Here is a 25,566-nt window from a genome sequence, read left to right on the forward strand (position 1 = left end):
TGTAGCGTGGGATGGACTACAAGCCGCTACTCGGAAATTTGAATAAGGGGCTGATCCTCCAAATCCTCTTCTCCAAATGTGTCGTCCAAGGTCGGAAGCGTCGGCAAGGTTTCCTCCGCAGGCGGAGGCAAGTCCTCTAGAGTTCGCGTTGGCTGACGCGGAGTTGGCTCTGGATTGCTGGCACGGGTCGGAGCGGTACTTTGAGCACGCGGCGTGACGGTGCTTGGAGTCGGATTCTTCTCGGGGATCAAAAGCGTTTGGCCAATACGGATCAGGCGCGGATTGGAGATGTTGTTTAGCTTCATCAACTCAGTTGGTGAAACACCATAGATCGCGGCAATCTTTCCGATCGTATCGCCCGCTTCGATTGTTACCTTCGGCCCTCTGTGCTGCTTGGAAACGAGATCGGCACTACTGGCTTTTTTGGCAGGGATCACGAGCTCCTGCCCCACGCGGATAACGTCATTGCTGAGTCCATTCGCTCGCTTGAGTTCAGCAACAGTCATACCTTGACGGGAGGCGATTCTGGAGAGCACATCTCCGGCCTTCACGGTGTAGATGGATCCGTTGACGGGCTTCTTGGAAGCATCGGAGGAGCTAGAAGCACCCAGTCCCATCGACTCCGTGGTGGAGTTGCGAGGAATGTTCAAGGACTGCCCGACTCGAATTGCGTTCGCCTTGATTCCGGGATTTACGGCAGTGATCTCGGCGACGGTCACATTAAACCGCTTGGAAATGCCCCAGAGGCTGTCTCCACTTTGGATTTTATAATCAATGGTCTTGGACAAGCCTTCCGACGCGGAGCTCGAACGCACTGGGTAGAGTACATCGCTCGAACTGTTGATCGGGCTCAAGAATTCATCGTCGTCAACCTGGCTGGAGGAAGTGGATGTTGAAGGAGCACGCGTGGAGGAATTTGAGCTGCTGCTTCCCGAGTCGCTTGGACGCCGAGGTGCATAGCGGGCCTTTGAGCTTGAGGGCGATGAGGCGGACGCGAGAAGCACTGGATCTGGATCGCCTGCATTGTAGCCTGAAAGATCCCCTGCTCGAGAGTCGAAAAGCGTGCCCGATGAGGCATCGACACTCGGAGCGTTGGCATCAGAGCTCCGGTTGGACCAGGTCCCAACTCCCGCCATGGATGGTGAATCCGGGTCGTTGCCCTGCTTATCTCCAAAAGTGGACACGAGGTACGCTCCTCCGATTACGACGAGATGCGCTCCCGCAATCAGGATAATGCGGCTCAGGGTCTGGGCGCGCTTGCTCGAATCGAGTTCCTTGTACGCTGATAGTTTCATAGGTCTGACAAATGGCTGATTGCTCTTCGGAATGCTTCCCCACGCTGCGAATAGCCGTCGAACATGTCGAGGCTAGCGAAACCGGGGCTTAATAAAATGTTGGTGCCGGATTCTGCGTCTGCAACGGCGCCGGCTACTGCTTGGTCTAAATCCTCGTAGACATGGGTTGGGAGCTCATGCTCCCTGAAAGCTGCGGCAAGTTCCTCCGCAGTCTCCCCTATCAAGTGGGCAGAGCGAAGCTGGCCCGTAACTCGCTTTGCAAAACGTTGCAGATCTCCCCCTTTGTTTTTTCCGCCTCCTATCCAAACCACTGGATTTTCAAAGCGCTTTAGGGCGCCGTAGACAGAATGGAAATTGGTGGATTTGGAATCATCCCAAAAAGAGATTCCATCTCGATTTTCGATGAGCTCCATCCGGTGCGGGCTCTTCTTGAAATTATTGGCCGCTTCGATGAGTTCGCCCTCATCTAGCCCCATGCTTAGCCAAAGGGATCGAGCGATTAGGTAGGTGTTTCGCTCGGGCAATGTTTCAAAAATAGTGCCCGAGACTCCCATCTCACTGGCGGAAAGCGTATCCTCTACCAAGCCGCCTTCCGGAATCTCCAAACCAAGCTGCTCGCCATATTCCTTCACGCTTTCGTCGAAAAGAAAGACGTCACCTCGTTGCAAATCGACCAGATGATATTTGGTCCGGAAATAGTTCTCTAGGGTCTTGTGGCGATCCAAGTGATCCTCGTCGAAATTCGTCCAAAGCAGCGAATCCGCATGAAGATGCTGGCAAAGTTCAGCTTGGAATGAACTCACTTCGCACACCGCAACAGCTTCTAAATTGCAGCCTTCCGCTACCAAGCTGGATATCGGCCTACCGATATTCCCGCAGGCGTAAGCTTCGATCCCCGCGCTACTGAATGCAGCACTAAGGAATTCGGTCAAAGTGGTCTTCCCGTTCGTACCGGTTATTACCACGAGTGAGCCTTTCCACATGGAAGCGCCCAAATCGATTTCCGGCACGACTTTACACTTGGCTGCTTTGGCTGCCTCCAGCCACGGGTGATCCGCTGGGAAGCCAGGACTCACCACTACCAGCTTGTACCTATCAGCAACGGTTTCGTCGAAAACGGAAAATGCTGGGTCGCCATGCTTTTGATCAAAAACATCGCACTCGCAACCGAAGCCTTCGAGCAGGTTGCTCGCCGCTTGGCCACTCGAGGCCGAGCCGAATATAGCGACCGGACTTGAAACCAGAGGAGCAAGCCATTTAGGCAAATCTGTATGCAGCAGGCTCATCTAAGTTTCAGGGTCCCCAGCCCTGCGATGGCGAAAATCAGCGATAGGATCCAAAAACGGACCACCACTTTCGATTCCGCCCAACCTTTAAGCTCAAAATGATGGTGAATGGGAGCCATACGGAAAATCCGTTTTCCCGTCATCTTGAAGGAGGCCACTTGTAAAATAACCGACATCGCCTCCATGACAAAAATGCCACCCACGATGACTAGCGTAACTGGCTGATGCACCATAAAGGCAACTATGCCAATTAATCCACCCAGAGCAAGCGACCCAGTGTCACCCATGAAGACCTCCGCCGGGTGCGTGTTGTACCAAAGAAATGCAAGTCCTGCTCCCACCAGAGAACCGCAAATGATGGTCAGCTCTCCAACACCGGGAACATTGGATATTAGCAGATAATCAGAAATGATAGCATTACCCGCAGCATAAGCCATCACAGCGTAAACGAGTGCCGCGGAAATAGTGCAGCCAATCGCGAGCCCGTCTACCCCATCCGTCAGATTGATGGCATTGCTCGAGCCCACCAATACGAAGAAAAGGAATATAAACAGGAACCAATACGGCATCTTTTCGATCACCGCACCTTTGAAAAATGGCAGCCAAAGCTCTCGAGTCAGCTCTGCGCTTTCCGGGTGGTTTAGAAGTATCAGCAAGGCCACTACGGTCGTTATGCTTTGCCAGACTAGCTTGAACTTGGAGCTAACACCCTTGCTGTTCCGCTTGGAGACTTTCAGGAAATCATCCATGAAGCCCAAGGCAGTCAGACTCACGTAAACCAGCAAAGCGGTCAGTACCCAAACGTTCCATTGAGCCCAGAGCAGGCTGCTGCTCGTAACGCTTAAGCAGATGAGCAATCCACCCATGGTGGGAGTGTTTTTCTTGCCTTCGTGCAGCTCGGCCAAACGCCCGACTTCACTCTTGTCCCGCAAACTTTGCTGAAAGCTGAAAGATCTCAGCTTAGCGATCACCCAAGGACCTAACAAGTATCCAATCATTAGGGACGACCCCGATGCAAACAGGGTGCGCAAGGTGATAAACCGCAGCAAACGAAACGGTCCAAAATACTCTTCGTACTGGGCCAAATAACTCAGCATGCCGCACCTCCTTGCAAAACAGGCAGCACCGACTCCAGCCGATACTTGCGGCTTCCCTTCAGAAAGACGTTCCCGGAGAAGTTCCGAAGCTGTTCGGTCGCCTCCTCCGCGGTCTCGATCGCAATACAATTATCTGTCGCTCGCCCAGCGCATTTCATACCGTGCAACACGCTCGACGCTTCGCCCCCAATCACAAGCAGGAAATCTTGTTTTCTGAAAGGAATAGCTCGCCCCAATTCTTCATGCAATCGTTTGGACTCGCCACCCAGTTCCTCCATGCATCCGATCAGGTAAAATCGAGCTTCCTCGCCAGATGTTTCTCGGACGAAAGTATCAAGCGAATCGCGCATCGAAAGCGGATTAGCGTTGTAGCAATCCACGAAAACTTTCCAGTCCCCTAGCTTTCGCCACTCGTTTCTCATTTGGGCAGGACGCCAATCCCGTAGGGATTCGGCAACAGTCTCCCAACCTCGGCCTAAATGGGAGGCCGCCGCGATGGCAAGGGCTGCGTTTGATGCCAAGCCCGCTCCCGTTCCGCCGTATTCAAATTCCCGAACAGTGCCTTCGATATTCTGCCAATGGCGCGTTCGGCCATCCGAAGTTTCGAAACGGTAGGACCAGAGTTTGGACAATTCCTCATCAGGCTCTACGACCACAGCTTTTGAGCAGTCAATCTGCTTCAGATAAGGCATACAGGTACTGCCGACAAAAGCGATTTCCAGACGGCTTCCTTTTAGTAGCTTGCCCTTTTCTTTCGCCACGCCTTCGACGGAACCTAAATCCTGTAGATGGGCGGGACCTATCGAAGTGATAATCCCGATTTCCGGCTGGATGCACTCCTCTAGTAGCTCCATTTCACCAGGCTCGGAAATTCCAGCTTCCAAAACCGCAAACTCCGCTGTCTGACCTTGCGGCTTGAGAATACTCATAGGAACTCCCAGCAAGTTGTTTAAGTTGCCGAGAGTGCTGAGCGTTTCGCTATCCGAGAGCAAGCAGGCGAGCAGTTCCTTGCAAGTCGTCTTTCCACAACTGCCGGTAATCCCGATCACCTTGGCTTTCCAGGTCTCGCGATATCCCCTAGCAGCAGCCCTGAGGGCCTTTTGCACATCGGAAACTAAAAGCTGCGGGATCTCAACTTCCGTTTGAAATCTATTTACGATCGCTCCCGAAGCACCCGCCTCCAAGGCTGTATTCAAAAAATCGTGTCCGTCGCGAGCCTGCGTTTTGATAGCGGCAAAGAGGAAACCCGGCTGAACCTTCCGGGAGTCGTTCACCAATCCAGCCATCTTGCTGGGGAATCCGTTTCGCCATTGGCCAGACGTCCAAGACTCAAAGTCGCTCGCATCGATCGTATCCACTCAGGCCCGACCTCCCAATCGCATATTCTCGATCAGCTCGATCGCCACCTTTCTATCGTCAAAAGGAATTACCGTCTCACCATACTCCTGGAAAGACTCATGACCTTTTCCGGCGATTAAGAGGCAATCCCCTTCGCCACACGACTCCAATGCGAGCTCGATGGCCCGCCGACGATCCGCGACAAAATGAACCCGATCGCCATCGACAATGCCTTCGCGCATGTCTTGGAAAATATCCTCCACCTTTTCATTTCTAGGGTTGTCTGATGTCGCCCAAGAAACGTCCGCCAACTCATTGGCTACCCGCATCATGGCGGGACGCTTTCCACGGTCGCGATTTCCTCCGCAACCGAAGACAACGCTGAGCTTTCCAGTCGTCACGTCGCGCAACATGCTGAGAGCATTTTTCAAAGCGTCTTCCGTGTGAGCATAATCGACTAAAACTGTTGAGGACTGTCCTGCCTCCACTTTCTGCATACGGCCAGGGATTCCTGAAAAGGAACTCAAATCCTTCACGCAGTTAGTCACATTCAGACCCAAGCCACCACAAATGGCCAAGGCAGCTAATGTATTACTAACATTGTATCGACCGACCAAGGAAGTGTTCACCTCGAATTCGCCATCGGGGCAACTCAAGACAAAAGTAGAGCCACCCGAAGAGAGTGCAATCTGGCTAACCCGATAGTCCGCCTTTGGAGATTCTCCGAAAGTAATTACCTCAACGTCATCGGGAACCTCAGATACCAAACGTTCGCCATAAGGATCATCTAGGTTCATGATCGCCACCTTTGGCTGGGGCCCGTGCTCACCAAGGAAAAAACTACGCTTCACTTGGTAGTAGCTCTCCATGTCGTCGTGGTAGTCTAGGTGGTCACGCGTCAAATTCAGAAAGGCGGCTACTTCAAACTTCAAGCCCGCAACCCGATGTTGATCAATCCCATGGGAGCTAACCTCCATCACCGCCCCGCGGCATTCGAACCCCCTCATCTGGTTGAGTAAATCGCAAAGATCCAAGGACTCCGGAGTCGTGCGAAAAGAGGGAACGGTCCGGCGGACCAAATCGTACCCGATCGTACCCAAGCATCCGTAACGCTGTCCGAGATTGGCCAGAATCTGCTTCACCAGATAGGTCACGGTCGTTTTTCCGTTCGTCCCCGTCACCCCTACTAAGGAAAGAGCTTCGTCTGGTTTATCATAAAACTCACGGGCTACCGCTGCCAATGTTTGGCGAGGGTTTTCAATGGTGACAAAGGCGGTCTTGCTGCTGCGGAATCGACGGGGTTGCGAGGAGATCACCGCGACCGCTCCACGCGAAATCGCTTCGTCGACGAATGAGTTCCCGTCCGCCTTCAATCCAGGTAATGCAAAAAACAGGCTGCCGGGCGTTACTCGCCTGCTATCGATCGCCAGACGCTCGATTTTAGGATCCGGTTGCCCCTTCATGGCTTTGGCAAACTTCGGTCCCAAAATTGCGCTTAGCTTTTTCGCTTTGGTTGGCATCTGTAGATTTACGTTCACGTACCCGTGCGACTCGCCTTATTGGCGACTGTTTCCTCCGAGAACCGCGACCACTCGATCAATTGCTCCCGTTGTGGAGGGTTGAGGATTGCAGGTTCGCGAAGCCATCCACTGAAGTGGACGGTGAAATAGCATAGTGCGGGATCAACTTTTTCGCAATATTGCTGAAAGATGGAGCTGCTACAGTACCTCCATAACCCGTCATCCGGTAGCCTTGGCTATTGTAAACATTAGCCCGATCAACTATCACAGTGATAACAACTTGTGGATTATTTGCGGGAAAGAATCCCGTAAACGATCCGACGTGCTCCTTCTGTGAATAGCGGCCGCCCACGATCTTTTGCGTCGTACCGGTTTTACCCGCCACGCGATAGCCTTCCACTACCGCTTTACGAGCTGTTCCACGGACTGAAGCCGCTTCCTCAAGCAACTGCGTAACTGTACGCGCCGTATCCCTGGAAAAGACTTTCCGGCGTGGAAGCGGACCAAACTCCGCCACGACATCCCCATCGTAATTAGTTATAGCTGCCACCACGCGAGGCGTCATTAGCACCCCTCCGTTGGCAAGAGTAGAGGTCGCCATGTGGATCTGGATCGGCGTCGCCGCGATAGAGTGGCCCATCGTCATGCGGGACAAAGTTAAGCGGTCCCACTTATCAGGCGGATTCAATATCCCTCTGGATTCCACACCGAGGCCAAAGCCACTGTACTCGCCAAATCCGAAACGCTCGACCCAATCGTAAAAGTTCTCGTCCCCTAGCTTGAAGCCGAGATGGGCGGCACCGCGATTGGAAGATTTCGAAATGACCTGAGCAACGGTCAAAACGCCCATTGCATGATCATCGCCCGGCAAGCTCACTCGATAACCGTCTGGCATGACAGCATAGGCTTCCGAGCAATCGATCTCCGTATCTACAGTTACAACGCGCTCTTCCAAAGCTGCTGCGGCGGCAACGATCTTAAAAGTGGACCCGGGCTCTAAAATATCTGTGAGGGCACGATTCTTACGGGAGTTGTCGTCAGATTCAGAATACGTATTCGGGTTGAAACTCGGATAGTTCCCCAATCCAAGCATCTCGCCTGTATAAGGATCGGAAACAATAATAGTAGCAGCCTGTGGCTTATACTTTTTGGCAATCTCAGCTAGTTCCTTTTCAACTACATCCTGTACATAAGAATCCAAGGTTAGGACCACATTAAATCCATCGGTAGAGGCGACCTGCCTCCTTCTGAATTGAGCCATTTCGCGGCGGCCGGCTCCAATTTCAGTCTCAGTCCAACCTTCTTCTCCGCTCAAGTAGTAGTTGAACTCTCGTTCCACTCCCATCGCGGCTTGGCCGTCTTTACGAACAAAGCCAAGAACGTGAGCAGCAAGGCCTTCTTGAGGATATTCACGTTCGTAGCTCTTGGTGCTCGTAACGCAACGGATCCCCATTTGAGCCAATCCTTCGAATGAGCGTGGCTCGACCCGACGCTTCAGGCGAACCCAACGAGGGCTGATTGACTTCAGATTATCCGGCATGCGCCCGTTGACCATACCGAACGCCTCCTGAACTTTGGATACAGGAAGATCGAGAGATTTCGCTATAGCGGGTATTTTGGCCCAGTCGCTTTGCTTGATCTCGTGACGATCCACCCCGACCTCTAGGAAAATATGACTGGTGGCGAGAATTTCTCCATTGATGTCATAAATGTCGCCTCGCCTCGGCATTTCGCGAAGAACGCGAAACCGAGTCTGTTCCAATTCGTCAACCAGTTCGGGGCTCTTGAAAGCGTGCAGTTCGACCAAGCGGTAGCCTATCGCTCCATATCCACAGAAGAAAAGAAGAGCGAGTATCCAAAATCTAAACTTAGTTCCTGGACGGCTAGCCATAGGTGATTAAAAAGTCGATACCGTGACCATAGACTGAGATTGCTTCTCGTAGAGTCGCTTGGTTGGATCCTCCAGAACATGCACGATCTGCGTGTCGCGCGGCATGCGAAGCCCCAGCTTAAACTGTTTGTTCAAGTCTTTGAGCTCATCTCGAGTCGTTTGCCGAGCAAGTACAGCTCCGAGCTCAGCGATGTGTCGCTTTTGTTCGGAGATGCCCGAGTAAAGCGCCTTATTCTGGTTGGCGAGCACAGCAGCTTCATGCCGCAGATAAACGGTGGCCAAGCCAAACGCTCCTACAAACAAGAAGAGTGAGAAGGTAAGCCAAATGATTCTGTTGAGTAGCGAATTAACGCGGGTATTCTTTCGAGTCGTGCGGTTACTCATTTTTCGTATTCGCCAAGCTACACGCGTCGAGCGGGGAGCCTGAAAGTGCGATCAAAGGGTTTAAAAGCAATGGTGGGAGAATCGGTTCCGACAGTCGTCTCCAGCCGGCAATCAAGGCTAGCGTCGAGAGGAACAGCTCCACTGTTTTGAGAGTGAGGCTGGCGGTTTAATTTACTTTTGCTGGTTGTCGAGTCATTCATGGTTGGCGTGGTCATTTTTATGCCGTATTCATATTTCGGCTACTTTAGGCGTCTCAGTACACGAAGCTTGGCAGAACGGCTTCGCGGGTTTTCGGCTATCTCTGATTCAGTTGCGGTGATGGGCTTTTTGCCTAGTAGTTCCGCTAGAACTTCCCGCATATCTTGCGGTCTATTATCGTTTGCCCCTTCAGGTCTTCCGGCCCAACGACGGTAAAACGTCTTCGCGACGCGATCTTCTAGAGAATGAAAACTGATCGAGCAAAGGATGCCTCCTATCTTAAGGCGTTCGAAGGCTGTAGGCAGCCCGCGTTCGATAACTCCAATCTCATCATTGATCGCAATGCGGATTCCTTGAAAGACTTTGGTCGCGGGATGTATCTTTGATGAGAAGCGAATTCTTGCTGGCGTTACCGAGACTACCAAATCAGCAAGCTGAGTGGTCGTATTCAGCTCACCCTTACCGCGGGCAGTCACAATTGCATCAACGATCTTTCTCCAATTCTTTTCCTCCGCATATCCGCGAATCGCATGAATGAGCTCCGAGCGATCGGCAGAAGCAAGCCACTGAGCGGCTGAACGTCCCGCCTCTGGATTCATACGCATGTCCAAAGGCGCTTCTCCTCGAAACGAGAATCCGCGATCGATCTGATCCAATTGGAAAGACGAAACCCCGAAATCGAACAAGGCCCCGTCAAAGGGTCCCTCTTCCAACTGATCGAGGGACTCGAAGTTCATGCGGTGAAAGTGAAAGCGGTCGCCGTATCGACTTTTCAATTCCTTCGAACGCTCCACAGCTTGAGGGTCCTGATCCAAGGCTACCACGGTGCAATCCGCTGCATTCAAAATCAGTTCCGTATGCCCTCCTCCACCAAAGGTGCAGTCCAGATACAAGCCACCGTCACGCGGAGCAAGGTACTCGAGCGTCTCGGTTGCTAAAACTGGTACATGTCCTTCCATATCGTGTGGGCGATCTTCGAGGCGGCTAGCGAAATCTGGTGTCGTTGAATTGCTCTCTGCCTGGCACTCGGGGTAGCTTGTATTCAAAATCCCAAGTCGTGCAGTGCCGGATCTTGGCTTTTCCGAAAGAGCCTCCCATGCCGAGAAACCTTCCGGCTCCCGGCGAAAGCCCCTTACGCGGGGCGAGCCCCACTGTTTCCATTAAACTAGAGAGTATTGTCTGGCGGTCCTTCATGACTGAATCTCCTTTAGATCCCAGCAAGCTTCATCAGCTTGCTCATGTCGTCGTTGTTCGCCTTCGGATCCACGGAGCTCCATCTGTCCGGTGACCAAATGCGAAAATCGGTAAGGCGGCCTACGATCATGACCTCCTTGGTGATACCAGCATGAGCGAGCAACTCTTCGGTCAAGTTGACTCGGCCCTGCTTATCACAGCCAAATGAATGAGCTTCCGAGAAGAGCTTGTCCTGCAAAGTGGACAGATCTTCGTCGCTCAGGTTTTGAGACTCCATCAACTCCATGAGCTTCTGAACTCGCGAAGGCGGTAGTACATGGATCGACCCGCTGGTTGGGTCCGGGAATGCCAGATACACGTCTTCTGTGTCCCCATCAAAGCGCCATTTCGAAGGGATCGTGAGACGATTCTTCGAATCAAGGTTTCGTTGGTGTTTGCCAACGAAAATTGGTCTGCCCAAGGCGCTCATTAATTTTTCTTCCGGAAGTAATGTGGAGAACTTCCCCAAAAGTCCCCACTTTCCCCCACTTTTCAATTAAATTCCACCACCAAGCCCCTTTTTTACTATCAACAAGTTATTCACATCCCATTCCTTAACAGCGGTTTTACGTTTGAGGCCCTTTTTCCCTCGGCACAGAGGGAAATCGCGATTTCGGCACGCTGAAACGCTCCCGAAATCGCCATGTTGTTAACCGGGGTTTCTGGGCCGTTTTTGGCCCCATTTTCACCTACCTCCGTCGGACTGTGAATAACTCGCGAACAACTGGAATAAGTGGCCCGAAAAGTGGGCCTGCGAACTTGCTTGCGGAACGCCCCCACCCTATCCCACTTTGCCACAACCAAGTCATGAAACCTCCGAAAAACATTCAGCTCATCGGCAATGAAATCGCCATTCTCTGGGATGACGAAAGCGAGACCTACATACAAAGCCCTGTCCTTCGAGCCGCCTCTCCCAGTGCGGAAACCGCCGGAGAGAGAGACATCCTAGGTGTCCTGCACGGCGGGGAGCACGGTAAGGACTATTCTCAAGTACGCGTCCTGAGCTGGCAGTTCGTAGGCAACTACGCGATCCGCTTCAAATTCTCGGATGGACACGCCACCGGGCTCTACAGCTTCGATCTTATCAAAAGTCTCGGAGACTGAACGCAATTCTGGCCGCAACTGGTTCCAATTTCACAAAGATGCGGTTCGATAGCATAAAAGCGGTCACCTTCGACGCCGCCCACACCCTTTACCACCCTTATCCTTCCGTAGGGGCCATTTACCGCGAAGTCATGCAAAGACACGGCTTGGCCTATCCAGCCGATCAGCTGCAGGAGGGCTTCAAGAGAGCTTTCCGCTGCGTAAGCAAAGATCGCTCGATCCTAGATGGAGAAAGAAGGGAGTGGAGCTACTGGAAATCCATCGTTGGTGAATCCATCTCCCATTTCTCCCCACCACCCGAGGACTTCGACGCCCTCTTCGAGGATATTTGGGAAGAATTTTCTCACGGTGATAGATGGAGAGCCGAGCCAACTGCCGCAGCCACACTGGACGCTTTGAGAAAGCGCGGCTACCAAACCGCCCTCCTCACGAACTGGGACAGTCGCGTACGGCAGGTCGTCGAGGAAACGGGGTTCTCCGACAAATTCGACGCCTTGTTCATTTCGAGCGAAATCGGATTCGAAAAGCCCGATCCGAAGATTTTTCAGCACTGCCAAAGGGAGCTCAACCTTGCCCCTCACGAGATTCTCCACGTGGGAGACAGTTTGCAGCACGATATCGAAGGCGCCCGTAATTCGGGCTGGCACGCCCTCAGAATATGCGGGGAGGAAGAAAAAACCTCCTCGGCCTCCAATGTGCCCACGATCAAGGATATCTCGGAGACCCTCAGATTCCTGAGGGTCTGAAAACGCGAACGATAGAGGGCTTCAACGCAGGAAAGAGTCGCCCGATTCCCACGAATCTTCCGCAACTGATGCAAAGCGATCCATCCGACCGTGAGCCGCCACCTGAACCGGCGATCCGGAAGATTCATCAAGATCTCCTGCTCCATCAGCCCTAGCTCGCCCAGCTTGCGCTCCCTCGACGACCTTCTCGATCAGACTGATCACTTCGCCAAAATCCCGGAAAGACTTATTGAGCTGAGCGGAAGACGCCGCACATTCTTCCGCATGCGCAGCGTTTGCCTGAACCACTTGGTTCATTTGCTCGCTGGCCAAATTAACCTCCCGCACTCCACTGGACTGCTCCTTCGAGTACCCTTCGATCTCCGAAAGAATTCCACTGACTTCGGCAGTTTTGCCCCTCATCTCAGCAAAGGACTCTCTCGCAGATAGCATGACCCGCGTCCCTTGCCCGACTGTCGCAACAGAATTTTCGATCAAACCAGCAGTGTCCCTCGCCGCAGTCGCCGAACGACCGGCCAACGAACGCACTTCCTCGGCGACCACCGAAAAACCCGCTCCAGCCTCGCCCGCACGGGCGGCCTCAACCGCCGCATTCAAGGCTAGAATGTTCGTTTGGAACGCAATTTCATCGATGGTCTTTATGATCGCCTGCATTTCCGCACTGGATTCGGAAATCTGATCCATGGATTGATGCAATTCATCGATACGCTCGCTGACCTCCCCGATTGAGCGGTTCGCTGCCGTCATCAATGCTATCGCGTCCTCAGCCCGCTCTGCGTTCTTGTCTGATAGGTTCGCGATCTCGCAAACCGTTGCGGTCGTTTCTTCAATGGAGGCAGCCTGCTCCGACGACCCCGAAGCCAGCGTCTGCGAGGCATTTGCGATTTCGGTCGATGACCCAAGGATGCGACCGGAATTTTCATGGAGTCGTTTCATGGCGAGCTCCAAAGGCTTAGCCACACTGACTGCGATACGAATCGAAACCGGCAAAACGACGAAAAGAAAAACGGAGCCGGACACTGCGAAAAAGATAATTCTCTCTTTCAGAAGTTGCTCGTTCAAGACTTCGTTGAAGGCTGCTTGCTGAGTCGCGATGTTATCAATATAAACGCCCGTTCCGATCCACATTTCAGTACCGGGGATCAACTCGGCATAGGACAGCTTAGGTACGATTCCGACGCCTGGCTTATCGAATTGGTAGAATACAAAGCCGCCTCCCTCAATGGCTCGATCTTTCAGTTCCTTGATGAAATAAACGCCACCAGGATCCTTGGCTTCAGCTAAGTCCTTCCCTTGTAAATTCTTCTTAGTCGGTAGCGCTACGACAGTGGTATCCTGATAGATGAAAAAATATCCTGATTCGTCGCTTTCAAAGCGAATGGTATCAATCGCCTCGCGAAGGATCGCGATTTTCGATTCCGTCGATTCTTCTTTTTCAATCAGTCGAGCGAGCGAAACAGCCATCGAATGAGAAGCGACCTGCAGTTTCTCTTTCTGCATGGACAAGAGGCTATCGGCCAAGACCTGGTCTGCGATGGCTTCAGATTTCCTCGTCACACGAGAGGAAAGCAGCGACATTCCAATAAAAAGCAAAGCGACAGCGCCCAAGAGCACATGGAGTCGCCTACGAACCGATAGTTTTTCTAGTTTCATCTTAGAACTATTTAAAGACCGCAAAGCCGGACCGCTTCGCACGCTAAATCCCTTGTGAAAACGACGTTGGCTTGCGGCCCATAAATCAGCGGCTCCCTTTTACTATTTTTTGGAGATCAATTTCAGACCGCTGATAGCAGTGATTCCCAACTGTGATGAATCCACTTTGGTAGCCTTTTAGGCCATTCAGGGCCCCCAACCGTCTTAAGCGCCTTTACAAATGCCCGACCTTCCAATTGATTCCCCGCGTTATGTCACAAACATGCATCCACGAACGCACCTCGCACGAGGAGATAGAAAACGGCCAGAAGCTGCAGCCCAAATTCGACAGCAATGGCCTCATCCCCTGCATCACCACCGAGGTTCATACCAACGAGGTGATCATGTTCGCCTGGATGAACGAAGAAGCCCTCAATCATACCATTGAAACCGGCAAAGCCACCTACTACAGCCGCTCACGCGGAAAACTATGGGTAAAAGGAGAATCCTCTGGCCAAATCCAATGGGTCAAGGAACTCCGTACCGACTGCGACCAGGATGTCATCCTTATCAAAGCAGACATCGGAGAGAACGGGGCCGCCTGCCATACTGGATACAAGTCCTGCTTCTACCGGAAGCTAGACGGCGACAAGCTTGTATTCGACGGAGGAGAGCGGGTATTCGATCCAGCCGAAGTTTATAAAAAGTAATCACTCAACCCAAGAGGGAGAAGCTCAAAAGCTTCCCCTCTTTTTTTGGCGCTTATCCTTCCAGATTCTATGCAAATTCCCTTTCCATACTTCACCGGCTGCCCCGCATGGTCGAATCGCAACTGGATCGGGCGCGTGTTCAGAACCGGAACTGAAACCAGCGAACTGTTGAGGGAATACTCGAGAGTCTTCAACACAGTCGAAGGCAACACTCTCTTCTATGCCCTACCGCCAATGGCAACGGTGGAACGCTGGATGGCTGAAACAGCCGTGCACTTTCGTTTTGCCCCCAAATTTCCCAAGGTCATCTCACATGAACGTAGACTCCAAGGTGCGGGTGAAGAAAACAAAGCGTTCTTCCGGGTACTCGAAGCACTTGCGGACGGAAATAAGCTAGGCCTGTCATTTCTTCAACTTCCGCCCTCCTTCAATATCAATCATTTGGATACGCTTAGTGCCTATCTCAAAAGCTTGCCCAAGAGCTTCAGCTACGCCGTCGAGCCACGGCACATCAGCTGGTACGACAAAGCAGACAACGAGAAGCGGCTGGACGATTTGCTAGAAACCCTAAACATCGACAAAGCCATATTCGACACCCGTCCCCTTTTTGCATCGGATCCCGACAACAAAGACGAAGAAGAGGCGAGAGAGCGAAAGCCGCAGATGCCGATTCGAAAGGTCGGCCTGTCCAACCATCCTGTCATCCGTTTCGTCGGGAAGGACAATCCGAACAAAAACAAAAAATACCTTCGCGAGTGGGCCTCGGTAATCAACAAGTGGATACTAGAAGGCAAGAAGCCATATTTCTTTGCCCATTCAGGCGATGACGACTTCGCCCCCTTCGTCGCCCGCCAGTTCAACGAAAAGCTCAAAAAGATAAACCCGGCGGTTCCGAGCTTAAGTGAGTTCGAGATCGACCGGATCAAACCGGAACAGGAATCAGAGCAGCTCGACCTTTTCTGAGATCGGCTGCCCAAAGCATGCCTCTACTTGTTGCCGCCCGCGAGACCACGTTCGGACGATTCCGCAAAAGCGATGTAAGACTTCGCCTCCTGCGTATCCGCAAAAGAGCTACTTTTGATGGCTTCGATCGCCTGTTGTCGATTCAGTCCCTGACGATAGAAAGTCCGGAAAATGAATTTGATGGCAGACATTTGTTCAGGCGTATAACCGGCCCGCTCTAGGCCAACCTTGTTAAACATGCGGATCTTCGCTGGATTGCCGTCCGCGAGCATGAAAGGCGGAACATCCTGCTCAACCTTGGAACAGCCGCCGATGAAGCAATGCCGCCCGACGTGGCAGAACTGGTGAATACCCGTACCGCCTCCACCAATCCCGGCGTGATCTTCCACGACTACGTGTCCGGCAAAGGCCACCCCATTGCTGGCTATAATATTGTTACCCAACTTACAGCAATGACCGACATGTCCGTACGCTAGCAAAAGATTGTCGTTACCGATTTCTGTGAAATCGCCATCATTTGTAGCGGCATTTATGGATACGTATTCACGAAAAACGTTACGGTCTCCAATCTTCACTCCCGGATTTCCGCCCTTGAACTTCAAATCCTGGGTTTGCATGCCGATGCTGGCGAAAGGGAATATCTGGCAATCCTTGCCAATGGATGTGTTGCCCCAGATCGAAGCATGATGCCAAATCTTAGTGCCGGAACCGATTTTTGCTTGGGGTCCGATCACAGCATACGCACCTACTTCCACATCAGAAGCCAATTCGGCTTTCGGATCAATGACCGCTGTCGGGTGAATATTTCCGCTCATAGATAAAAAAGGTTGTTGGTTAGAAGTCCTGGCCTTCGTCGAGAATCATGAATTTCAGCTCGCCTGAAGACGCGACCTCGTCGCCCACATAACAGGTAGCTGAAGCAGTCCCGATCTTTCCGCGCATGATCTTAAGTAGCTTGATATCGATGCGGAGCTGATCGCCGGGGATGACTTTTCGACGCCACTTCACCTTGTCGACACTCATGAAGACCGCTGTCTTCCCCTCCTGCTTGGTGGCGCGAAGCATAAGAATTCCAGCCGCCTGAGCCATCGCTTCGACCTGCAGAACGCCCGGCATAATCGGCTGTCCCGGGTAGTGTCCTTGAAAAAAGGGCTCGTTGATGGAAACGTTCTTGATCGCGGTCAGTTCGTTTTCCCCTCGGAATTCGACCACCCTGTCTACCATAAGAAACGGATAGCGATGCGGGAGGGTCTCGATGATGCGGCGGATATCGAGCTCGGTTTCCTCTTCGATTCGGACTTCTTTCGGCTTCGCCTTGGCGACTTGTGCCCCACCTTTGGCAAGGGCTTCCATTCGCTCCGCCAACTTTGCCGTCAGCTCCGAATTCACAGCGTGCCCAGGGCGAACCGCTACGATGTGGGCCTTGAGAGGCTTCCCCAGAAGCAGAACATCTCCAATCACATCCAGAATCTTGTGGCGCACCAATTCGTCGTCGAAACGAAGCGGCTCTTTGGACATTATCTTGTCATCCTTGAGCACGATCGCGTTTTCCAAGCTTCCCCCTTTGATTTTGCCGAGCTTGAGCAGCTCCTCAATGTCTTCGTAAACGGTGAAGGTTCGGGCTGCTGCGATCTGCGTAGCAAACACATCCGGATCGATCTCGATCGAAAGGTGCTGAGTGTGGATGCCACGGTCGTCAGCGGAGGTGCAAGAGATCTTGAAACCGTCGTAGGGCAAAGCGATGAGCGAAGAATTTCCTTTGCTAACCGAAATGGGCTGATCGAGGACAAAACACTCTCGCTCCGCGTCCTGCTCTACCGGTTCCCCCTCGAGGATAAGATTAACGAAGCCCTTCGAAGATCCATCGAGGATCGGAGGCTCGGAAGCGTCCATTTCGATTTCCACGTTGTCGATACCCATCCCGTGCAAAGCGGCCAAGATATGTTCGACGGTGTGGACCTTGGCATGACCAGACGACAAGGTAGTAGCTCTTACCAAATCGGTAACTTGGGAAACATGCGGCTTGATAATAGGCTTATCGTGCAAATCGACACGGCGTATGATGATGCCGGAATTCGCTGGGGCAGGCTTAAGGGTAAGCTGTGTTTTATCGCCAGTATGGAGGGATGCACCTTTGATGGAGACCTCGCGCAGGATCGTGCGTTGCTTCATGGGGTTCGCTTAGTGTCAGCTAACTTCGAATAATTCAAGGATTTAGACCGGTCGAGGGAGATGTGAAAAACCCGCCCCGTCCAACCAGATCAAGGGAAGAAACAGGATACTCATTAAAAAACGAAAAAAGCCAGCCGCGGAAGCGACTGGCTTTGGAAAAGTTTGGAAGTGGCAGGCTACGCAACTCGCTCGACGATGAGCGGTGGCGGAGTCGGACGCTTCGGAGCGAGGCGGTAGGCAGCCTTGAAGTACTCAAGCGCCTGCTCGAGCTTAGCTTCGTCGTTGTAATGAATCATCATCAACGGTTCGCCTTGCTTGACCTGGGTTCCGACCTTCTTGATCTCGGACACGCCCACTGCGTAGTCGATGTTTCCATCTTCGCCTGCGCCAGCGCCTAGGAGATGAACACCCTTCGCAATCTGAGCCGCGTTGATGGTGTGCACGTAGCCACGCTTAGGAGCGGGCAACTTGCGAATGTGCTGAGCCTTCGGGAACTTATCGGGATCATCGATGTAGGAAGTGTCGCCACCTTGAGCAGCCACTATCTCCTTCAATTTCTCGAGAGCAGTGCCGTCCTCGATGTGACGCTGGACAGTCTGCTTGGCCGAAAGTGTCGATCCAGCAACACCAGCGAGACGCACGATTTCCATCCCGAGCTTGAGCACGAGCTCTTGCAAGTCTTCTGGCCCTTCCCCCTTGAGGAGCTGGATGGCTTCCTTCAATTCGAGAGAAGTGCCAACCGTATCGCCGAGAGGCTGGTTCATGTCGGTTACCAAAGCAACGCAACGACGCTTCATGGAGCGTCCGACGCGAGTCATGCTGCGAGCCAACTGCTTTGCTTGTTCCAAATCGCGAATAAATGAGCCATTCCCCCACTTGACGTCGATGACGAGGCCTTCTGCCCCTTCAGCCAACTTCTTGGAGAGAACGCTTCCGGTGATAAGCGGTAAACTTGGAATAGTAGCGGTCTTCTTGCGTAAGTCGTACAACTTGGCATCCGCCGGAGCGAGCTCGGGACTCTGGCGAACCATGGCGCCACCGATACGCTCGAGTTGCTCGACGAATGGATCGATATCCATGTCTGCCTTGAAACCAGGAACTGCGCTCAATTTGTCCAGAGAGCTGATTGCGAAGTCCTGATCGATTCCTCCCATCATTGGAATTACGATTCCGGATGCTACTGCGAGAGGAACGAGCACGAGCGAAGTCTTGTCGCCTACTCCTCCAGTCGAATATTTGTCTATCTTCGGTTTGGCGATGTGCGAGAGGTCGATCACTTCGCCAGAAAGCATCATTTCTTCAGTGAGTATTGCCGTCTCCTGAGCTGACATGCCTTGGAAGAATATAGCCATGGCCATGGCGGCCATCTGGAAGTCCGGCATCTCTCCATCCAAGATAGAATCGATTATATACCTGATTTCCTCCTTAGTGAATTCTTGGCCCTCGCGCTTCTTTTCGATAAGGTACGCGTAGCTCGGCTTGATAAAACGACGGCTGCTTAAGGTTTTTCTAACCATATGGATTGAACGGGAACGTATTGTAAGCCGTTTGCGACAACGGCAGTACGAAACCCGCGGACATCTCCGCTAAGAAGGAATCACCTACACCATTGACACTCTTGGACTTACGCGAAAGCATGGTCTATAGTTTCAGCCCACGCGCCCGCCCAAGCGGCAATTTTGAAGAGCGTATTATGCCACACGTGTCAAGCCCCTAACGGAACCCCTAAATAAAGGAATGCGCCGAAGGGTTTATAGAGGAAATACTTGCTCAGATTTCACCCTTTCATTCGCTCGGGCGCGATTAGAGGCTTGCCCGCCCGCCCGAGCAGGATTTTGTAACCGGCTCTATGCAAGACTGGTTCGACGTCGCCAAAAAAATTGACTCGCTCGTGCAGGAAGCCGCCGCTTCTGCCGGGCTCGAAGACACCTTCTCAGCGGAAATACGCTCAGCCGACCCTCGTTTCGGGGACCTCCAGGCAAACGGTGCCCTACCCTACGCGAAGCGCGCCAAAACAAATCCCCGCCAGATCGCCCAAGCTTTGGTGGCTAAACTGCAAGAGAACGAAGAACTTTCCGACAAAGCCGATATCTCGATCGCCGGTCCCGGTTTCATCAACTTCAAGTTCAAGCCCAGCTTCCAACTTGCCTGGCTATCCACCTTCCGGGACGGGGAATCATTTAGAGCTGCGGCGGGAACCCTCAACTCCGGCGAAAAGGTCGTAGTCGATTACGGTTCTCCGAACACAGCGAAACAAATGCACGTGGGGCATATCCGATCCATCGTGATCGGCGAAGCCATTTGCCGCTTGCTCGAATTCTGCGGAGCGGAAGTGGTGCGTGACAATCATATCGGCGACTGGGGTACTCCCTACGGAAAACTCTTCTACGCCTACAAGCGCCACCTCGATGAGGCTGCCTTGGAAAAAGACCCACTCGAGGAGCTAGAAAGACTCTATAAGCTAGGAAGTAAGCTAGCAGATGACGAAAAGGTCCTAGAAGAATGCCGCCAAGAGCTTGTCGATCTCCAGGCTGGCAAACCGGAAAGCATCGAACTTTGGGAAAAGGTCAACGCCCTCAGTATCCAGGGACTGGAGACGATTTATAAAGAGCTGGATGTGAATTACGACTGCTACCTCGGCGAAAGCTTTTACCGCGACAAGGTAGAGCAAGTGTATCAGGAGTTAAATGACGCCGGCCTTTCCGAAGAAAGCAAGGGAGCTGTCGTGGTTTTCCATCCGGAGCACTCACGATTCGCCAAGCAACCTTTTATTATCCGCAAGTCAGACGGAGCATCCAACTACGCGACTACCGACTTGGCTACCATGCTCTACCGGACCGAGCATTTCAAAGCTACGTCCGTCGTCATCGTGACCGACGATCGTCAAAAGGACCACTTCGAGCAACTCGACCTGACTACCCAGAAATGGTTTGAGAAAACCGGCCGCACCATGCCGAAATTTAGCCACGTTATGTTCGGCAAGATCAACGGCGAGGACGGTAAGGTAATCAAATCTCGCTCTGGCGACCCCATCCGACTCAGGCAGCTCATCGATGAGGCCGTGGAGAGAGCGGCAAAAATCGTGCGCGAAAAGAACTCCAGCCTCTCCGAGGAGGAGCTAGCCCACATCTCGCAAGTCATCGGAGTAAGCGCCATCAAGTACGCCGACCTCTCAAACAACCGGACCAGCGACTACATATTCACTTGGGACAAGCTTCTTTCCTTTGAAGGCAATACCGCTCCTTACCTCCTCTACGCGGCCGCCCGTATCCAAAGCATTTTCCGCAAACTCGACGATTCCCAACTCCAAGACCTCGAGAGCAAGGCTTCGGAATTCGAAACGGCGGAGGAAATAGCTCTCGCAAACAAGATAATCAGTTTTGTCGGTGTGCTGCAGAGCACGATCGAACAGTTGCGTCCGCACCTGCTCTGCTCTTACCTCTTCGAGCTCTCTGGCGCATACAGCAGCTTCTACAGTGCGAACAAGGTGATTGTACCCGAGGTAGACGTGCAGTCCAGACGCCTACTGCTTTGCCAACGCACTCTAGTCGTACTGCAAAGCGGCCTAAAGCTCTTAGGAATTCCTACTTTGTCCCGCATGTAATAGCGGGCCGAAGCCCTTCCCGCGCCTTGACAAAGTGCCTTAAGCAAGTGTCTCATTGGGCTACTTCCCTAGCCCATGAGAGAATACTACATTCGACGCGAAGGCGATGAAGATGCGAGCGGCCCGTTCGACATCGACCAGATTTCATCCTTGATCGAGGCCAACAAGCTAGACGCTAACGCCTACTTTTACGACATCGAGACCGAGTCTTGGCTCCTGATCTCTTCCAACGAAGAGCTTATGGAGACCTTGTTCCCCCCAAAGCGAAAGCTCACTTTGCGGACCAAGGAATCCGAGGAGGAGAAGAGGCGTCTGGAAGAGGAGGCTGCTGCTAAGGAAGCCGCCGAGAACAATGCCGAGGAAGAAACGACCGAGGGCGACTCAGGGGAAAAGGTCGAAAAGGATCCATCCGCAGACGAGGAAAAGAAGGAAAAGCGCAAGTTAAAGAAGGACGAAGAGCAGGAGAAGCCGAGCAAGCTCGACGTAACTCAGATGCTCGCCCAAGCCGAGGGTCGCACCGCCGATCCCAGCGGAAAGTCACCCCGCGAAAAGCAGGCAGCTGTAGCGTTTTTCGGGTTAAGATTTCTGACCCTGTTTTTCCTGTGTTCCGCTCTCGCGATGGGATACCTCGAGAAGGATCTCGTCATGACAGCGGACGCGTTGGTGATGGTCAAAAGCCCGTATCTCATCCTCGGGGCGTTCGACTTGATCATGGTGGTCGTCCTAATTCTGCAGGTTACGGAAATATACCCTCTCCTGCGATTCAGGGCTGCAATTGGTGCCGGACTCCTTACGTTGCTCTTTTGGGCAAGCTCGGATCCCATACTGCTCATAAGTAACTTAATGCTTATGACGGCCATCTACTTCAGCAGTGCCATAATCAAAATTCGCTTCCTGATCGCCTGCACGATACTCGGGCTGGGAGGGATCCTTGGATACGTTTACGTCTTTTTCCTAGCGTAGGCTTCGTCAGGGAGGCGATTCGACTTCCCGTTGCGCAAACTCCATGAATCCACGCTTACAGGCAATCGTAGCCCAGGGTCGTCACCTCCAAAGAGAGATGTGGCGACACCACGGGGAACCCCTCTCCCGGAGACGTAGTTTGGCTTTCGCGATCGCTCGCGTAGTTTCGATTACCGTTTCCGGAATAAAGGAAAACCGGATACTTGCCCGAGCCTCTGCCTTGAGCTTCAGCTCGCTCCTTGGGCTCGGTCCACTGATTGCCTTAACGGTCCTGATCTCCGGATTCGTCTTGGATCAAGCAGAACCGGGCATGGCCCAGGATACCATCGAGAAGATAGTCTCCTACATCGCACCTCAGGTAAACTTGTCTCAAGACGAGACGGCTCCCGAAGATGGCAGTCTGAGTAAAATGATTGCGGACTTCATATCCGCGAGCCAATCGGGCGCCGTCGGATTGGGAGGAGCGCTGGTGCTTGGAGTTATCGTTATCCAACTTTTCATCACCATCGAGGATGCATTCAACGACATCTGGGGCGTTTCAAAAGGACGTAAGCTGGTCACTCGGATCATACTGTATTGGACCGTGGTTACACTCGGTACTGTCTTGGTCTTCGCGGGCATCGCGTTTGCGGTTTCCGAGCTGATAAAGCTGAACACCCAATTCATCCACCTCACGGAAGGGATTCCTGGATCCGAAACCGTAAACGGCTGGCTGGCCACTTACGGAGCAAAACTCGCCAGTTTCCTGGCCCTCTCCTCTTTGCTTGCCCTCTTTTACCGCTTTATCCCCAACACCCAAGTCGAGTGGCGGGCCGCTTTCGTAGGCGGCATTTTCGCGGTCAGCTGTTTCGCAGCCAACAACGCGTTTGCTTTCCTCTACGTGGAGAGAGTGGCCATGCAACGTACGCTGTACGGTTCGCTATCCCTTTTGCCCGTCCTAATGATCGGGCTCTTCACCTTCTGGATTTGCCTGCTTCTGGGCGGCAGACTTTCTTTCGCCGTCCAAAACGCCCGCTTCAAGAGCGGACAGGTTGCTTGGGATGAACTGAGCCAATCCTCGCAAGAAAGCCTCTGCTTGCTTCTGCTAGCCCAAGTTGGCCGACGCTTCAAAGAATGCGGAGAAGCGCTTTCGAGCAGCGAAATGGCACAGACAAACAACCTACCTCGTCCCTTGGCAGGGGCTGCCCTAAATCGCCTGACCGAACTTGGATTTCTTTCGGTACTCCCAGCCAAGGAGAAAGATCTCTACAATGCCTACCGCTACCAGCCAGCTCGCCCGCTAGAGAAGATACAGTTGCTCAGCTTCAAAAAGAGTTTCGAATCGTACGGGGAGAACCCGAGCGAAGACAATTTCGACGCCAACGACCCAGTCGTCAGAGCCTACCATAAGATGGTCGACCAGGCTCGCGCGAATAGCCTGCAGAACACCTCGCTTGCCGATGTGTTTGACGCGATCGAGCGAGATTCGGAAATCCGGGGAAATTAGTAGCGGCTTCCGAGGGACCTTCCTCTCGGTAAAGCGGTCTTTTGCCCATTGACAGCTTAGGCGCCAAGCCTAGTTTAGCCGCCTTCATTCGATCACTTACCCTATGATTTCCTGGCTACAAATCAATCTGCAGAAGCATTTCCGCGTCGTATTCATCATCTTGCTCGTCGTCCTCGTGGTGGCTTTCGTATTCACGATCGGCAACCAAGGCCCCATGAGCGGCCGCGACGAGAAGACCGCCGACCTGTATTTCTTCGACACGCCTCTGAACACGGAAGCTGCTAGAACTCAGTTCCAGCAAGACGCCCAGCTAAGCGTTTCTCTGAACCGAAACTCTCGCGCCAGCCAAACACTTCCTTTCGAGCGGGCCACCGTTCTGCACATTGCTAACGAGCACTCGATCCCCCAACCTACGACCGAGCAACTCCGTGCCTTCATCGAAACCTTGCCAGCATTCCAAAACGCTAGCGGCGAATTCGACCCACAAGCCTACAACATGATCGTGGACAGCTTGAGCTTCGGAGCGTTTAGCCAAAACGACCTACGTCGCGTATTGGTGGACGACTACCGGATCAACAAGGTCTACTCTGTACTGCGTGGAGCAGGCTTCGTAGACGAAACTGAAATCCTCGACAGCCTCGCCCAGCGTTTGGCCAGCTGGTCCATCCTTTTCGCCGAGTACGACCTCAGTTCATACACGCCTGAAGTGGAAATCACCGAGGACATGCTCCGCAAGCACTACGAAGATTTTAGCTTCACCTACCAGACACCTGAGCGTCGCGTCGTGGACTACATAGAAGTAGACGCCAACGATTACGTTGAAGAGATCAAGCCGACCGAAGACGAGCTAATCAACTACTACGAAGCCAACATCGAGCGTTATCAGCCAACCGCTCCAGAAGGCGAAGAATCTCCCGCAACCATCACTTTCGAACAAGCTCGTCTGGCTGTTCGTTCGGATCTCCGCCTCGAGCAGGCTCGCGAAATCGCCTCCGAAAAAGCCCATGACCTCGTGGTCGAAATCGTAGACAAGGAGCTTAGCCGCGATTCCGCTTCCCTCGAAGACGCCATCTCTTCGCTCGGCGCTGAAGTAAAGACCGCCTCCTCTTTCGCAGCCAACGAAACGCCCATTGGCACTACCTGGGGCCGCGACGTAGTTGGCGAAGCATTCTCTCTCACTGAGAGTCGCTTCTACTCCGAGCCGATCCAGCACGGGAACAAGACGCTCGTTCTTTTCTACAACCAAGTTATTCCTCCTGTCGTTCCTTCCTTCGAAAACCTCCGGGACCGCGTGGCGCTCGATGTCAGAGCAGAACTTTACCGCGAAGCCCGAGCGAATTATGCGACAGAACTGAAGGGCAAGCTTGAGGAAGCTTCTGAAAGCGAAGACTCATTCGGAACCGCTGCTGAAGAAGCAGGCATGACCGTTGGCTCCTACTACGACTTCACACTTTCCGAGCCAGCAGAGGGTCTGGACCGCAGAGCTCTCTCTGCTATGTTGAATCTGGAACCGGGCGACGTTTCTGACTTCGTTCGCCTCGACGGCGAAAACAAAGGCGCATTCATCTACGTCGTGTCTAAGGACGTTCCTGAAGTATCGAAGGACGACCCACAATATACAGAGGTGGAGCAATCCCTCAAAAACTTGTACGGCCAATTCTCCGCTAATCAGTACATCCAAGATCTGATGCTGGCAGAGCAACTTCGTGCCGGATTGGTCCAAGCGACCAATTAACAATTCATACGATGCCGCTTCGGCGATTCAGGCCTAAATCTGGAAAGTGCAAACTCTGCAAAGGCCAGGTCGAGATCAGTATCGCCTCGAACGAACCCACCCCTGAGGAGTGCCCAAAATGCGGGCAAGCAATAGAGTCTTGCCCAAATCTGGTTGCTCCCCAGGCAAAAATAAACGTCAAGCCAAGCGTAAGTAACGCCAAGGCTGCA

22 protein-coding genes are annotated in these 25,566 nt (G+C 52.8%); 8 read left to right on the top strand and 14 right to left on the bottom strand.

What is annotated here, in order from left to right:
- Positions 1–26 precede the first annotated feature (26 nt).
- From H5P27_RS19235 to H5P27_RS19280, 10 genes are all read right to left on the bottom strand, one after another.
- The gene (locus tag H5P27_RS19235; protein ID WP_185662049.1) at positions 27–1,295 is read right to left on the bottom strand and encodes a muramidase family protein; all 1,269 of its coding nucleotides are present in this window, start codon (positions 1,293–1,295) and stop codon (positions 27–29) included.
- Entirely contained in the window at positions 1,292–2,581 is a 1,290-nt protein-coding gene (gene murD, locus H5P27_RS19240) for a UDP-N-acetylmuramoyl-L-alanine--D-glutamate ligase (RefSeq protein WP_185662050.1), read from the bottom strand. The genes H5P27_RS19235 and murD overlap by 4 nt, the downstream gene beginning before the upstream one ends.
- Positions 2,578–3,678 (bottom strand): phospho-N-acetylmuramoyl-pentapeptide-transferase, encoded by a 1,101-nt coding sequence (gene mraY, locus H5P27_RS19245; protein WP_185662051.1) that lies wholly within the window; start codon positions 3,676–3,678, stop codon positions 2,578–2,580. The genes murD and mraY overlap by 4 nt, the downstream gene beginning before the upstream one ends.
- The gene (locus H5P27_RS19250) at positions 3,672–5,036 is read right to left on the bottom strand and encodes a UDP-N-acetylmuramoyl-tripeptide--D-alanyl-D-alanine ligase (protein WP_185662052.1); all 1,365 of its coding nucleotides are present in this window, start codon (positions 5,034–5,036) and stop codon (positions 3,672–3,674) included. The genes mraY and H5P27_RS19250 overlap by 7 nt, the downstream gene beginning before the upstream one ends.
- Positions 5,037–6,554 carry a UDP-N-acetylmuramoyl-L-alanyl-D-glutamate--2,6-diaminopimelate ligase gene (locus H5P27_RS19255; RefSeq protein WP_221774796.1) on the bottom strand — a complete coding sequence of 506 codons (1,518 nt, stop codon included), beginning with the start codon at positions 6,552–6,554 and terminating at the stop codon, positions 5,037–5,039.
- Between the two features lie 58 nt (positions 6,555–6,612).
- On the bottom strand, positions 6,613–8,427 hold the full coding sequence (locus H5P27_RS19260) for a peptidoglycan D,D-transpeptidase FtsI family protein (RefSeq protein WP_185662053.1): 1,815 nt from the start codon (positions 8,425–8,427) through the stop codon (positions 6,613–6,615).
- A 6-nt stretch (positions 8,428–8,433) separates the two neighbouring features.
- Positions 8,434–8,811 (bottom strand): hypothetical protein, encoded by a 378-nt coding sequence (locus H5P27_RS19265; protein WP_185662054.1) that lies wholly within the window; start codon positions 8,809–8,811, stop codon positions 8,434–8,436.
- A 239-nt stretch (positions 8,812–9,050) separates the two neighbouring features.
- On the bottom strand, positions 9,051–9,968 hold the full coding sequence (rsmH, locus tag H5P27_RS19270) for a 16S rRNA (cytosine(1402)-N(4))-methyltransferase RsmH (protein ID WP_185662055.1): 918 nt from the start codon (positions 9,966–9,968) through the stop codon (positions 9,051–9,053).
- Between the two features lie 25 nt (positions 9,969–9,993).
- On the bottom strand, positions 9,994–10,203 hold the full coding sequence (locus tag H5P27_RS19275; protein ID WP_185662056.1) for a hypothetical protein: 210 nt from the start codon (positions 10,201–10,203) through the stop codon (positions 9,994–9,996).
- Positions 10,204–10,216: 13 nt separating this feature from the next.
- Positions 10,217–10,672 carry a division/cell wall cluster transcriptional repressor MraZ gene (locus tag H5P27_RS19280; RefSeq protein WP_185662057.1) on the bottom strand — a complete coding sequence of 152 codons (456 nt, stop codon included), beginning with the start codon at positions 10,670–10,672 and terminating at the stop codon, positions 10,217–10,219.
- Positions 10,673–11,049: 377 nt separating this feature from the next.
- On the opposite strand from H5P27_RS19280, the gene H5P27_RS19285 reads away from it, so the two are divergent.
- Positions 11,050–11,346: a gamma-butyrobetaine hydroxylase-like domain-containing protein gene (locus H5P27_RS19285; protein ID WP_185662058.1), complete on the top strand. Its 297-nt coding sequence runs from the start codon at positions 11,050–11,052 to the stop codon at positions 11,344–11,346.
- A gap of 38 nt (positions 11,347–11,384) precedes the next feature.
- Positions 11,385–12,092, top strand: a complete 708-nt coding sequence (locus H5P27_RS19290; RefSeq protein ID WP_185662059.1) for an HAD-IA family hydrolase — start codon at positions 11,385–11,387, stop codon at positions 12,090–12,092.
- A 21-nt stretch (positions 12,093–12,113) separates the two neighbouring features.
- Here H5P27_RS19290 and H5P27_RS19295 read toward each other — a convergent pair whose 3' ends face one another.
- On the bottom strand, positions 12,114–13,745 hold the full coding sequence (locus H5P27_RS19295; protein ID WP_185662060.1) for a methyl-accepting chemotaxis protein: 1,632 nt from the start codon (positions 13,743–13,745) through the stop codon (positions 12,114–12,116).
- 251 nt (positions 13,746–13,996) lie between these two features.
- On the opposite strand from H5P27_RS19295, the gene hisI reads away from it, so the two are divergent.
- Together hisI and H5P27_RS19305 are read left to right on the top strand one after the other, a co-directional pair.
- Positions 13,997–14,434 (top strand): phosphoribosyl-AMP cyclohydrolase, encoded by a 438-nt coding sequence (gene hisI, locus H5P27_RS19300; RefSeq protein WP_185662061.1) that lies wholly within the window; start codon positions 13,997–13,999, stop codon positions 14,432–14,434.
- A 69-nt stretch (positions 14,435–14,503) separates the two neighbouring features.
- Entirely contained in the window at positions 14,504–15,397 is an 894-nt protein-coding gene (locus tag H5P27_RS19305) for a DUF72 domain-containing protein (protein ID WP_185662062.1), read from the top strand.
- 23 nt (positions 15,398–15,420) lie between these two features.
- On the opposite strand, the gene lpxA is transcribed toward H5P27_RS19305, so the two are convergent.
- The 3 genes from lpxA to H5P27_RS19320 all read right to left on the bottom strand — a co-directional run bounded on the left by lpxA (position 15,421) and on the right by H5P27_RS19320 (position 19,086).
- Positions 15,421–16,212: an acyl-ACP--UDP-N-acetylglucosamine O-acyltransferase gene (lpxA, locus tag H5P27_RS19310; RefSeq protein ID WP_185662063.1), complete on the bottom strand. Its 792-nt coding sequence runs from the start codon at positions 16,210–16,212 to the stop codon at positions 15,421–15,423.
- Positions 16,213–16,231: 19 nt separating this feature from the next.
- Positions 16,232–17,569, bottom strand: a complete 1,338-nt coding sequence (locus H5P27_RS19315; protein WP_185662064.1) for a bifunctional UDP-3-O-[3-hydroxymyristoyl] N-acetylglucosamine deacetylase/3-hydroxyacyl-ACP dehydratase — start codon at positions 17,567–17,569, stop codon at positions 16,232–16,234.
- A gap of 176 nt (positions 17,570–17,745) precedes the next feature.
- On the bottom strand, positions 17,746–19,086 hold the full coding sequence (locus H5P27_RS19320; RefSeq protein WP_185662065.1) for a thymidine phosphorylase: 1,341 nt from the start codon (positions 19,084–19,086) through the stop codon (positions 17,746–17,748).
- A gap of 332 nt (positions 19,087–19,418) precedes the next feature.
- Here H5P27_RS19320 and argS point away from each other — a divergent pair, with 332 nt between their 5' ends.
- The 4 genes from argS to H5P27_RS19340 all read left to right on the top strand — a co-directional run bounded on the left by argS (position 19,419) and on the right by H5P27_RS19340 (position 25,357).
- Complete coding sequence (gene argS / locus H5P27_RS19325) at positions 19,419–21,173, top strand: arginine--tRNA ligase (RefSeq protein ID WP_185662066.1); 1,755 nt, start codon at positions 19,419–19,421, stop codon at positions 21,171–21,173.
- A 75-nt stretch (positions 21,174–21,248) separates the two neighbouring features.
- A complete protein-coding gene (locus H5P27_RS19330) occupies positions 21,249–22,136 on the top strand; it encodes a hypothetical protein (protein ID WP_185662067.1) in 888 nt (295 codons plus the stop codon).
- Positions 22,137–22,179: 43 nt separating this feature from the next.
- The gene (locus H5P27_RS19335) at positions 22,180–23,622 is read left to right on the top strand and encodes a YihY/virulence factor BrkB family protein (protein ID WP_185662068.1); all 1,443 of its coding nucleotides are present in this window, start codon (positions 22,180–22,182) and stop codon (positions 23,620–23,622) included.
- A 103-nt stretch (positions 23,623–23,725) separates the two neighbouring features.
- Entirely contained in the window at positions 23,726–25,357 is a 1,632-nt protein-coding gene (locus tag H5P27_RS19340) for a peptidyl-prolyl cis-trans isomerase (protein ID WP_185662069.1), read from the top strand.
- The last annotated feature ends 209 nt before the right edge of the window (positions 25,358–25,566 follow it).

Origin of the sequence: Pelagicoccus albus, assembly GCF_014230145.1 — a bacterium.
GTDB classification, from domain to species: domain Bacteria; phylum Verrucomicrobiota; class Verrucomicrobiia; order Opitutales; family Opitutaceae; genus Pelagicoccus; species Pelagicoccus albus.

Coding starts and splice junctions, on each gene's coding strand:
- H5P27_RS19235 (WP_185662049.1), bottom strand. CDS start 1,295: ATGAAACTATCAGCGTACAAGGAACTCGATTCGAGCAAGCGCGCCCAG.
- murD (WP_185662050.1), bottom strand. CDS start 2,581: ATGAGCCTGCTGCATACAGATTTGCCTAAATGGCTTGCTCCTCTGGTT.
- mraY (WP_185662051.1), bottom strand. CDS start 3,678: ATGCTGAGTTATTTGGCCCAGTACGAAGAGTATTTTGGACCGTTTCGT.
- H5P27_RS19260 (WP_185662053.1), bottom strand. CDS start 8,427: ATGGCTAGCCGTCCAGGAACTAAGTTTAGATTTTGGATACTCGCTCTT.
- H5P27_RS19265 (WP_185662054.1), bottom strand. CDS start 8,811: ATGAGTAACCGCACGACTCGAAAGAATACCCGCGTTAATTCGCTACTC.
- rsmH (WP_185662055.1), bottom strand. CDS start 9,968: ATGGAAGGACATGTACCAGTTTTAGCAACCGAGACGCTCGAGTACCTT.
- H5P27_RS19275 (WP_185662056.1), bottom strand. CDS start 10,203: ATGAAGGACCGCCAGACAATACTCTCTAGTTTAATGGAAACAGTGGGG.
- H5P27_RS19280 (WP_185662057.1), bottom strand. CDS start 10,672: ATGAGCGCCTTGGGCAGACCAATTTTCGTTGGCAAACACCAACGAAAC.
- H5P27_RS19285 (WP_185662058.1), top strand. CDS start 11,050: ATGAAACCTCCGAAAAACATTCAGCTCATCGGCAATGAAATCGCCATT.
- H5P27_RS19290 (WP_185662059.1), top strand. CDS start 11,385: ATGCGGTTCGATAGCATAAAAGCGGTCACCTTCGACGCCGCCCACACC.
- H5P27_RS19295 (WP_185662060.1), bottom strand. CDS start 13,745: ATGAAACTAGAAAAACTATCGGTTCGTAGGCGACTCCATGTGCTCTTG.
- hisI (WP_185662061.1), top strand. CDS start 13,997: ATGTCACAAACATGCATCCACGAACGCACCTCGCACGAGGAGATAGAA.
- H5P27_RS19305 (WP_185662062.1), top strand. CDS start 14,504: ATGCAAATTCCCTTTCCATACTTCACCGGCTGCCCCGCATGGTCGAAT.
- lpxA (WP_185662063.1), bottom strand. CDS start 16,212: ATGAGCGGAAATATTCACCCGACAGCGGTCATTGATCCGAAAGCCGAA.
- H5P27_RS19315 (WP_185662064.1), bottom strand. CDS start 17,569: ATGAAGCAACGCACGATCCTGCGCGAGGTCTCCATCAAAGGTGCATCC.
- H5P27_RS19320 (WP_185662065.1), bottom strand. CDS start 19,086: ATGGTTAGAAAAACCTTAAGCAGCCGTCGTTTTATCAAGCCGAGCTAC.
- argS (WP_185662066.1), top strand. CDS start 19,419: ATGCAAGACTGGTTCGACGTCGCCAAAAAAATTGACTCGCTCGTGCAG.
- H5P27_RS19330 (WP_185662067.1), top strand. CDS start 21,249: ATGAGAGAATACTACATTCGACGCGAAGGCGATGAAGATGCGAGCGGC.
- H5P27_RS19335 (WP_185662068.1), top strand. CDS start 22,180: ATGAATCCACGCTTACAGGCAATCGTAGCCCAGGGTCGTCACCTCCAA.
- H5P27_RS19340 (WP_185662069.1), top strand. CDS start 23,726: ATGATTTCCTGGCTACAAATCAATCTGCAGAAGCATTTCCGCGTCGTA.